The following is a 9,737-nucleotide window of genomic DNA, read 5'->3' on the forward strand; positions in this document are numbered from 1 at the left end:
TCGTGGCGCCGGCGCCCGTCACCGCCACACTGCCGGTGAGCGCCGTCGCCAGCAGGACACCGGCCGCCACCTTCAGCGGTCCTCGCACAGCCACGCCCCAGCCCCGGCCTTCCTGTTCTGCTCACCCGTGCCCGCCTCCCGGACAGGTATTCGGCGCCGGGCGCTGGGTCCCTTTCCTAGCTGATCCCTGGCTCATCGGGCGTGCCCGAGCGGACCGCGCCCCGCTCGCTCGCCCCACCCTGAGCTCCCTCGGGCTGGGTCGGCGCCGGGCTCACGCCTCGCAGCTTGTCGGCGAGCTCGCCCGCCTTCTCGGGATCGGCATAGGCAGCTGCGGTAGCGGCGTCGACGCCAGCGGCGGCGGCGGCGTGGATACCGAAGAAAGCGGTGACGATGGTTCCCACCACCCCGGTCACCGAGCCCACGATCGCCACGATCTCGTTGGCGTTGCGGAACTTCCACACCGTGCCGGCAAAGACACCGGCGACGACGACGAGGCCGACGATGACGACGACGGCACCCATCAGGCTCCGCCACTTGTCAGCCGCGCTCGGCATCTCGGTACCTCCATGAGGGCCCCCCGACGAGTGGGCGAGGTTACCGCCTTCGGGGTGACGAGCGTCGCGGCGTCCAATTGGGGTCGGCGAGCCCGTGCCACCGCTCGGCCTCGTCGGTCTCACCCCGGCGGTCGAGGGCGGCCGCCAGGTTCGCCATGCCCCGGACGTCGCCGGCCTCGGCAGCGTGGCGATACCACCTCTCGGCCTCGTGTACCTGACCCCGGCGCTCGAGCATGGCCCCCATGTTGTTCATGGCGTCGCTGTGGCCCCCTTGGGCTGCGCGCCGGTACCAGAGCTCGGCCTGGCGAAGCTCACGCCGTCGCTGGAGCCTGGCGCCCAGGTTGTTCATGGCATGGATGTGACCGGCCGAGGCTGCCTCCCGATACCACTTCTCGGCCTCCTCGGGCGCGTCGTGGGCTTCGAGGTGCACGCCGAGGTTGTACATGGCATCGGCGAAGCCTGCCCCCGCCGCCCGCCGGTACCACTCCTCGGTGCGTTCGGGGCTCACTCCCTCGGAGAGGACGCCGAGGTTGTACATGGCCCGGGCGTGGCCGGACCGGGCTGCCCGCGCCAACAAGCCCTTCGCTTCCACCATGTCACCGCGAACAGCGCTCATGACCCCGAGGTCGGCGATGGCGTCGATGTCGCCCGTGCGGGCCGCCCACCGGAAGCACTCCTCCGCCTTGGCGGCGTCGCGCTCCTCGAGGATCTTCCCGAGGGTGTGCAGGGCCCGGGCGTGGCCGCGCTCGGCCGGCCGGTACCACCGCCGGAACACGTCGGTCAGCGCTCGGAGACTGGCCTGCACCCGCTCCTGGGCCCGGCCGGTCGGGATGGGATCGTCATCTCGATCCGCGGGCGGAGCCACCGCTTCGCCCGCGCCTGCGGGCACCTCGAGGCTGGCGGCAGCGAGCGTAAGGGCGGCGAGGTCGGCGCCGCCCCCGTCGATGCCGCGATCGACGCTGATGGGGGCGGGGAGACCCTGATCGGGGCCGTGGTGGCGATCGTCCTGCACGGCCACGCATCTGGTTTCTCTGCGGGGCTGTTCCGCACCTCTCCCGCCGGGGCCGTTTCTCCGACCGGCGAGGGCGAGGGGGTCGGTGGGCCGCTCAGCCCCGACGAGGTCCGGAGGGGTTCCTCGGTACGTCCCGGAAGGCAACGTCAGCGTCCGGGCGAGCCTCTCTCGGAAGGCCGAGCACCCGCTCGCCGACGATGTCGCGCTGGATCTCGTCGGTGCCGCCGGCGATGGACACGGCCGGGACCGAGACGAGGACCTCGGCGACGATGCCGTCGAGTGGCGCGTCCGCGCCGGTCAGCATGCCCCGCGCACCGGCGATCAGGGTGTGGGTGCGGGCCGCCGCCTGAGCGATGGCGCTGGCGCTCAGCTTCCCGATCGACCCCTCGGGTCCCGGAGGCCGACCCAGGGCGCGGGCCGCCCTGGCTCGTTGGGCGGTCCACTGCGCGGTGCGGGCCATGGCCAGGAGCCGGCTGACCTCCTGGCGCACCACCGGATCGTCGTTCCGACCGGTCGCCGTGGCCCGATCGACGACGAGATCGGCCCGCCCCGCCCGCTGCGGATACCACTTGTAGGGCTCGAGGGTGGCGGCGATCTCGAGCTCGGCCTCGCGCACGACCCGCCCGCTCCCCCACGAGGCCGGCCGTCCGCGCAGCCCGGAGAACAGGCGCCTCTCGTGGGCCAGGGTGGTGTGGGCGACGGCCCAGCCATCGTCGACATTCCCGATGACGTCGGCCGCCGCGACCCTGGCGTCGGTCAGGAACACCTCGTTGAAGGACGCATGGCCGTTCATCTGGCGCAGGGGGCGGACCTCCACACCCGTCTGGTCCATCGGGAAGGCGAAGTAGGTGATCCCGCGGTGCTTGGGCGCGTCCCAGTCGGTACGGGCCAGGAGCATCCCGAAGCGGGCGTGCTGGGCGCTCGTGGTCCAGACCTTCTGCCCGTTCACCACCCACTCGTCGCCGTCCCGCTCGGCACGCGTGGTCAGGCCGGCGAGGTCCGAGCCGCTGCCCGGTTCGCTGAACAGCTGGCACCACGCGTGCTCCCCGGTGACGATGGGCCGCAGGAGCCGCGTCTTCAGGTCGTCCGAGCCGTGCTGGAGGATTGTCGGCGCGGCCAGCAACATTCCCGAGCCCTGGGGAGGTCCGACGGCACCGACCCGGTCGATCTCGCGCTCGACGACCTCAGCCATCGCCGCCGGAAGGCCTCGTCCGCACCACTCGGGAGGCCAGGTGGGAGCGCCCCAGCCGGAGTCGGCGAGCAGGTCGCGCCAGGCGGCCAGGCTGAGATCCGGGTCCCACCGCGCTGCCAACCAGGCACCCACCTCGGCCGCCACGGCATCCGCCCCGGTCACCCGCTGCGCGCTCCCGACGGGGCGCCGAACCGCAGCCGGTTCGCGGTGGTCACGCTGTGTGCGCTCCTGCCCTCAGGGATCGAGTCGAGCGGTCGCCATGCCCGAGAAGACTTCGACTCCGTCCTGGTTCACTGTGCGCACCGTCAGCTCGGCGACGTGCCGGCCGGCCTCGTGGCGGCCCCGTTCCTCTCGAATGGCGGCGACGGTGGCGCTGGCGACGAGCGTGTCGCCCGGCCACACCTGGGACGTGAACCGGCCACCGAAGCCGAGCAGGCGGCCGTCGCCCACGAAGTCGGTCAGCATCCGCCCGGTCATCGCCATGGTCAACATTCCGTGGGCGAACACCGACGGGTAGCCGGCGACCTTGGTGGCGAACACCTCGTCGGAGTGCAGCGGGTTGTAGTCGCCCGACGCGCCGGCGTACTGCACGATCTGGGTGCGCGTCAGGTCCTCGACGACCGGCTCCGCGAAGACGGCGCCGACCTCGAGCTCACTCGCCCGCAGCGCCATCTCAGCCCGCCGCCCGCTCGGTGCGAACCCCGACGCTTCGCGCCGTCACCACGAGGTCGCCGTCCTGATTGCGGTACTCGGTGATCGTCTCGGCGAACATGAGCTTGCCGGCACGGCGCCCCTCCTTCTCCCACGTCGCACCCGGGCGCGTCGCAGCCGACAGCACGTCACCGGCACCGACCGGGAGGTGGTACTCGAAGTGCTGCTCGGCGTGGAGCCCCCTGCCGGCCCCACCGCCCGGCGGAGCCGACGCGCTGTCGCGCTGCTCGCGGCCACTCCCGGCCGTCCCCGAAGCCTCCTTGCCCGAGCCGAACCAGGGCTCGCCGATCTTCGGGCGCAGCGGATAGTCCGGGTCGAACTGGGCGCTCGCCTGCACGAACGTCGGCGGAGCGATGATGCGCCCCACCTCTGTCGGCCGGGCATGCTCCTCGTCGTAGTAGACGGGGTTGGGATCGCCGACGCTGCGGGCGAACATCATGATGTGGCCGGCCTCGATCGGAAATCGCTCAGCTGCCACCACTGACCTCCTCGGCCATTTTTCGTGGGCTGAACCCTACCGACTGACGCGCCGAGCCGGCCTCCCGGAGCCTGCTGCGCCGCTAGGGCAGCTTCGGGATCTTGGGCAGCAGCGACGACGGGACTGTCACCGGCGGCAGCGGTAGCGGCGGCAGCGTGACGGGTGGTGGCGGGGCCTGGGGGAGAATCGAGGTCGTGGAGGGTGAGCTCGGCGTCGCCGGAAGCAGCCCGGCGGTGGATGCTCCTCCGCCCCCGGTCGGGGCCCGCCCACCACTACTGGCGGCGGGCGGCGAAGAGGCGGCGCCTCCGGCGCCTCCGCCGCCTCCGCCGCCGCTGGCGGCTGTCGTAGACGTCGATGTCGTCGCCGCGGTGGTCACCGGCGCCGGGGTCTGGCTGCCCGACAGGAGATAGGGGTTCGCTCCCCCGGTCGCCTGGGACTGGTTGACCTCCGTCGGCGCGGCCGCCGCAGGAGCCAGTCCTCCCGAGCCGGGGCCGTGTGTGAGCAGGGGCCCGCTCACCACCGCGGCGCCGATGATGCCCAGGCCCATGACTGCCAGCGCCGCGCCAGCCACCGGCTTGCGGCCGGAGGTGGGGAACGACAGAAGGCCGAGCCGCGTCCTCGGGACGACGGTGGCCGCGTTGGCCGCGTCCTTCCACCTGCTGGTGGCCATGGCCACCACCGTCGGTGGAGTCGGAACGGCGATGCGAGCGAGCATGGCGCCCAGGTCGTCCAGCTCGGCCTCACGCTCCTGGCAGTCGCGGCAGCCTCGAAGATGCTTCTCGACCTTGGCCAGGTCGGGCGACGCCAAGCTGTTGGCGGTGAAGGCGGCGAGGTGCTCGACGGTCGGCAGGCAGGCGGTCGCCACGGTGCCCCGCAGCTGGGCCTGCAGATAGCGTTCCCGCAGGCCCGACCGGGCGCGGTGGCTGAGCTGGGCCAGGCCGTTGCCGGACACCCCGAGGACCGCGGCTGTCTCGCCGACGCCGGTGTGGAGCACCTCGGTGAGCCACAGCACCGAGCGCCATCGCTCGGGGAGGCTGCGGTACGCGGCGGTGACGATCGGAAGGCGTGAGCCGGGCTCGCCCTCGGCGTCGGTCGCGCCACCGAGCTCTTCGCCATCCACCACATCGGCCCGCTCGCCCGCCCCTTCGGCATGCGGGCGCCTGGCCGCTTCGATGGCGGCGGCACGGGTCGCGGACAGCAATGCCGTCTCGAGCTGACCGGGGCTGTCGAACCGGGCGGGCCGGCCCGGCCTGAGCACCCTGACGAAGGCCTCCGCCACCGCCGCGGCGGAGTCCTTGCGCTCCCCCGTCACCGCGTACGCCAGGTCCCACGCTGGTCCGACGTGCCGCTGGCACAAGTACTCGAACGCGGAGACACCTTCCTCCTGCGTCTGGCGAGCGTCCTTCGCGCCGCTGAGCGACGAGCGGGCGGCGCCCGCGAGCCGTGCCGGCCCGTCGCCTCGCATGACCTGCACCAACGGCCTCCTTGCTGCCGGAGCCCCCCCACCTGGATTCGCCCCCAGGGCACCGACCATAGTCCTCGTGGTCCGGGTCCCTCGCGGGGCCATGATCACCTCGGCGGAGGACGACCGCAATGGTCAGAGTTGTCCATTTTCGCCCGCCCGATGGACTAGTTCGTCATGCGCGTGGACGATGGACCAGGTCATCGGGCAACTAGTCGCCGGCGAGGGTAGACGCCGTCCCCCGCATTGGGGACCGGGCGGTCCGGTCACGGTGACCAGGCCCGGAGCTGGGGCCCACCGTGTGCGAGAGTCGCGGTCGTGAACGCGACCGACTACATCGCCGCCATCGCCTCCGACGGTGCCGCCCTGGCCGACGCGGCGGCGGCGGGGTCCGAACGTCCCGTTCCCTCGTGCCCGGGCTGGGACATGTCCAAGCTCGCCCTGCACGTCGGCCTGATCCACATGTGGGCGGGCGAATGCGTTCGCCGGCGAGCATCCGAGGGCGTCGACCGCTCCACGCTCCCGCGAGCTCCCGACGGGGCGGCGCGCATCGCCTGGCTGCGGGCCTCGACCACATCCCTGGTCGAGGCGCTCGAGGCCGCCGACGACGACGATCCAGCGGGCACGTGGCGCGGCGGACCAGCCACGGCGTCCTTCTGGAGGAGACGCATGGCGCACGAGACCGCCGTGCACCGCTGGGACGCCCAGGCGGCGCTGGATCGACCGGAGCGGATCGACACCCCCCTGGCGGCGGACGGCATCGCCGAGGTCGTCGAGGTCCTCCTCCCCCTCTTCGTGCCGCAGTCGTCGGAGGGTCCCGCCCTCGGCACCCTCCACCTCCACTGCACCGACACCACGGGGGAGTGGCTGCTGTCAGTGCGGGACGGACGACTCGACGCCACTCAGGGCCACGCCAAGGGCGACGCCGCGCTGCGCGGCGAGGCCTCCGAGCTCTTCCTGACCTGCTGGGGGCGGCGATCCGGGACGGGCCCCGAGGTCGTCGGCGACGAGGCCGTCGCCCAGGGGTGGCTGGCGGTCATGGGCTGGTGAGCTGCCCTCACCGTGTGACAGGGCCGCAGCGGTGAGCGACGGGTGGGATCCCGACCAGTACGCCAGGTTCAAGGACGAGCGGGCAGCGCCCTTCTTCGACCTGCTCGCCCTGGTCCGCCCGGTGCCCAACGGATTGGCGGCCGATCTCGGGTGCGGCACCGGGGAGCTCACGGTCGCCGCCCACGACCGCCTCGGCGCCCGCCGAACCCTCGGGGTCGACTCCTCGCCGGCGATGCTGGCCAGGGCCACGCAGCTCAGTGCTGCGGGCGTCACATTTGCCGAAGGCGACGTCGCCGAGTTCGCCAGCGCCGAGCGGCTCGACGTCGTGATCTCCAACGCCGCTCTGCACTGGGTCGCCGACCACCCCGCCGTGCTGGCTCGGTGGACGGCCGCGCTCGGAGAGTCCGGCCAGCTGGCGGTCCAGGTCCCGGCGAACGCCGACCACCCCGCCCATCTTCTGGCGACCGAGCTCGCTGCAGAGGAGCCGTTTCGTTCCGCCCTCGGCGGCGTCCCGCCCCCCGACCCGGTGCGACGGGTGCTCAGGCCCGAGGACTACGCCTCGATCCTGGACGAGCTGGGCTTCGCCGACCAGCACGTGCGCCTCCAGGTCTACGGCCATCGGCTGGCGTCGACCGGGGAGGTGGCGGAGTGGGTGAGGGGGACGAGCCTGACCCGGTACTCCTCACGCCTTCCCGACGACCTGTTCGGCGAGTACCTCGACCAGTACCGCAATCGGCTCGTCCAGACCCTAGGGAAGCAGGAGCCGTACTTCTACCCCTTCAAGCGCATCCTCTTCTGGGGCTGCCGGCGCGCTAGCAGCTAGCGCTGGCGATGCCGGTCGCGAACGAGAAGGTGATGAAGCCGCGTTGGAAGTTGCTCTGGCGCGTACGTGAGTCGCCGAACTCATCGGTGACCGGATAGCCCAGACAGCTGCGCTCCCAGCCCATGCTGGCCCACTTGGCCCGGATGGCCCCGTGGACCGACCAGGCACCAGTGCCCGGCGTCCAGTAGATGGACCCGCTGTTCGAGAAGTGGTTGAACCGGCCGACGCCGTCGGGTGTCCCCGTCTCGTCGGTCGTCGGGTAGCCGAGAACGCTTAACTCCCAACCCAGGCTCGCCCACTTGGCCCTGATGGCCCCGTGGATCGACCAGGCACCAGTGCCCGGCGTCCAGTAGATGGACCCGCTGTTCGAGAAGTGGTTGAACCGGCCGACGCCGTCGGGTGTCATGGTCTCGTCGGTCGTCGGGTAGCCGAGGAAGGAGCCCGGCCCACCGAGGGCCAGGTAGCGGCCGAGTATCGCCCCGTGCACCTCGTGGGCGCCCGTGTCGGGCGACCACAGGATGCGGCCGCGTTGGTAGGTCTGCGAGATGCCAGGGCCGATCGCCTGCTCGCCCCCGACGGGGCTGCCGAGGTCGAGCCCGGCCGCGGCGAGGGCGCTGGCCTTGAGCGGGATGGGATCGCCCTGCCCGACCGCGTCGAGCTGGAGGTAGTCGACGCCGACGAAGTACCCGGCGGAAGCCGGGTCGCGCCCGCTGACGGCCACGGTCACGGTGTGTGAGCCCGCGGAGAGCGAGACGAAGCTGAAGGCGAGCGGACCGGACGGCGACACCGTCGGGGCGTAGCCGTCGAACGCCGGGCCCAGCTGGCGACCGTCGACGGAGACGTTCGCGATCCCATAGTCACGGGCTCGGGTCAGCGCCAGCGTGAGCCCGTAGGTCACGGCGGTGGGCGTGTCGATCGCGAAGGTCAGCGACTGCCCGGGCCCGGTCGATTGGAGCCACTCCTGGGCCCCGCCCGACCAGCCGGAGCCGAACTGCGTCATGTTCTGGGGACCGGCCAGCGCGTTCGACGTGACCGGGGTGCTCTCGCCCTCCAGGACCAGGCGCGACGAGGTCGTGCGACCGACGTCGGGAGATGGCTGCCCGACGTTCCCCGTCTCGTCGACGGGCACGACGATGTAGTGAGGCGTGCTCGAGGGTGGCGCCCCGCTGTCGACGAACCCGGTCATACGGGTGTCGCCGAGCAGGACGGAGGTCGCCGGCGTCGGGTTCGACGTGGCAGACCGGTAGACGAGGTAGTGCACGCTCGGGCTGTCGTCGGACGCTGGGGCCCAGGAGAGGCTCACCGGCCGGGAGGTGGGAGATGTGCTCGACACCAGACCGTTGAAGGCCGGAGCGCTGGTGTCAGGCGTAGCCGGTCCATCGTCCAGGATCGCGTAGCGGGCCGCCGACCATGGCGGGCTGTTCCCCACCGGGACGATGCTCACGACCATCGAGGGGGGCGAGACACCCGTCAGGGCTGGTGGTATCTCGAAGTCGTCCTCCAGCCAACGCGAGGACGGGTTGCCGAGCGGCTGGCTCCAGCGTCCGGCGTCGATGGTGTTGACGAAGACCTCGGCGGCCTGCCCGGCAACAGATTGGTCGGTCGTGCGACGGATGGTGACGGCAGTGCTCGTCGGATCCACCGGCAGCGTGAACGTCGTCGCGCCGCTACCGGTGCGGTCAGTGGCCATGACGGGCACCGTGTCGAATGGCCCCTCGAAGCTCGAGGTCACTGACCCCACCGGAGCCGAGCCTTGGACGCCGAGGTGGGCGGCCTGCTCGCTGGCGGGCTGCCCCAGGTCGACGGCACCGGTCACCCGGACGCTCGGGTTCGTTTGGGTGTAGAGGAACGCCGTGGCGTCGTAGTTGGCGGCGGAGTCGTTGCGGCTGCCGTGCTCGATGCTGAGGTGGGCGCCAGCGTGGAAGGGAACCGAGTCGGCCACGAACAGCCGGTACGCGGACAGGCACTCGAAGGCGCAGCCTGTCGTTCTGGACTGTTGGCTGACGAGACCGTTGAACGGGGCGCTGAACTGTCCGTTGCTGAAGTACCAGCCGCCTTCGAAGAGATCCTCGGTCCCCGTTCCCTGGTCCTGCGGCGTGCGGTATCCGTCCAAGGTGAAGCGCTCGTCACCTTCGAGGAAGAGGCGACCTGAGGACCCTCCGCGCATGGCGAGCGAGAGGCCGGCGAGCTTGCCTCCTCCCGACTGGTCGAGCAGGGGGAAGTCCGTCCCGGCGCTGGTATCCGCCTGGTGCGAGACAGCACGGAAGTACCCGGACGAGCCGCCGGCTGCCAATGCCGTCGTCCAGGCCGGAGACGGCGCCGCAGCCACCTTCGAGTTGCCCGTCACGGTGGCGCTCGAGCCGTTGTAGAGCTGCACGGTCGCCCCGCTCGCGTAGGGCATGAGGTACCACGAGCTCAGGGTGCCCTGGCTCACCCCCGTGAACAGTGACGCGAC

The 9,737-nt window shown here is 71.9% G+C and carries 9 protein-coding genes; 2 read left to right on the forward strand and 7 right to left on the reverse strand.

From position 1 onward, the window contains the following. Nucleotides 1-176 precede the first annotated feature (176 nt). The 6 genes from VH112_10345 to VH112_10370 form a co-directional block, all read right to left on the reverse strand. A complete protein-coding gene (locus tag VH112_10345) occupies nt 177-554 on the reverse strand; it encodes a hypothetical protein (protein ID HEX4540632.1) in 378 nt (125 codons plus the stop codon). A 40-nt stretch (nt 555-594) separates the two neighbouring features. Continuing rightward, on the reverse strand, nt 595-1,572 hold the full coding sequence (locus VH112_10350) for a tetratricopeptide repeat protein (GenBank protein HEX4540633.1): 978 nt from the start codon (nt 1,570-1,572) through the stop codon (nt 595-597). Between the two features lie 88 nt (nt 1,573-1,660). Then, nucleotides 1,661-2,920 (reverse strand): acyl-CoA dehydrogenase family protein, encoded by a 1,260-nt coding sequence (locus VH112_10355; GenBank protein ID HEX4540634.1) that lies wholly within the window; start codon nt 2,918-2,920, stop codon nt 1,661-1,663. A 72-nt stretch (nt 2,921-2,992) separates the two neighbouring features. Continuing rightward, nucleotides 2,993-3,430 carry a MaoC/PaaZ C-terminal domain-containing protein gene (locus VH112_10360; protein HEX4540635.1) on the reverse strand — a complete coding sequence of 146 codons (438 nt, stop codon included), beginning with the start codon at nt 3,428-3,430 and terminating at the stop codon, nt 2,993-2,995. Nucleotide 3,431: 1 nt separating this feature from the next. Further along, nucleotides 3,432-3,947, reverse strand: coding sequence for a MaoC family dehydratase N-terminal domain-containing protein (locus VH112_10365; protein ID HEX4540636.1), 516 nt, complete (start codon nt 3,945-3,947; stop codon nt 3,432-3,434). An 82-nt stretch (nt 3,948-4,029) separates the two neighbouring features. Then, nucleotides 4,030-5,421, reverse strand: a complete 1,392-nt coding sequence (locus VH112_10370) for a hypothetical protein (GenBank protein HEX4540637.1) — start codon at nt 5,419-5,421, stop codon at nt 4,030-4,032. A 306-nt stretch (nt 5,422-5,727) separates the two neighbouring features. On the opposite strand from VH112_10370, the gene VH112_10375 reads away from it, so the two are divergent. Both VH112_10375 and VH112_10380 read left to right on the forward strand, forming a co-directional pair. Next, nucleotides 5,728-6,459 carry a maleylpyruvate isomerase family mycothiol-dependent enzyme gene (locus VH112_10375; protein HEX4540638.1) on the forward strand — a complete coding sequence of 244 codons (732 nt, stop codon included), beginning with the start codon at nt 5,728-5,730 and terminating at the stop codon, nt 6,457-6,459. 31 nt (nt 6,460-6,490) lie between these two features. Beyond that, nucleotides 6,491-7,282, forward strand: coding sequence for a methyltransferase domain-containing protein (locus tag VH112_10380; protein ID HEX4540639.1), 792 nt, complete (start codon nt 6,491-6,493; stop codon nt 7,280-7,282). On the opposite strand, the gene VH112_10385 is transcribed toward VH112_10380, so the two are convergent. Continuing rightward, nucleotides 7,272-9,737 (reverse strand): DUF2961 domain-containing protein (locus tag VH112_10385; GenBank protein ID HEX4540640.1); only part of this gene is annotated, 2,466 nt, incomplete at its 5' end. The two genes, VH112_10380 and VH112_10385, sit on opposite strands and share 11 nt — an antisense overlap.

Source organism: Acidimicrobiales bacterium, from assembly GCA_036270875.1.
In the GTDB taxonomy this organism is placed as follows: Bacteria; Actinomycetota; Acidimicrobiia; order Acidimicrobiales; family AC-9; genus AC-9.

Coding starts and splice junctions, on each gene's coding strand:
- VH112_10345 (HEX4540632.1), bottom strand. CDS start 554: ATGCCGAGCGCGGCTGACAAGTGGCGGAGCCTGATGGGTGCCGTCGTC.
- VH112_10360 (HEX4540635.1), bottom strand. CDS start 3,430: ATGGCGCTGCGGGCGAGTGAGCTCGAGGTCGGCGCCGTCTTCGCGGAG.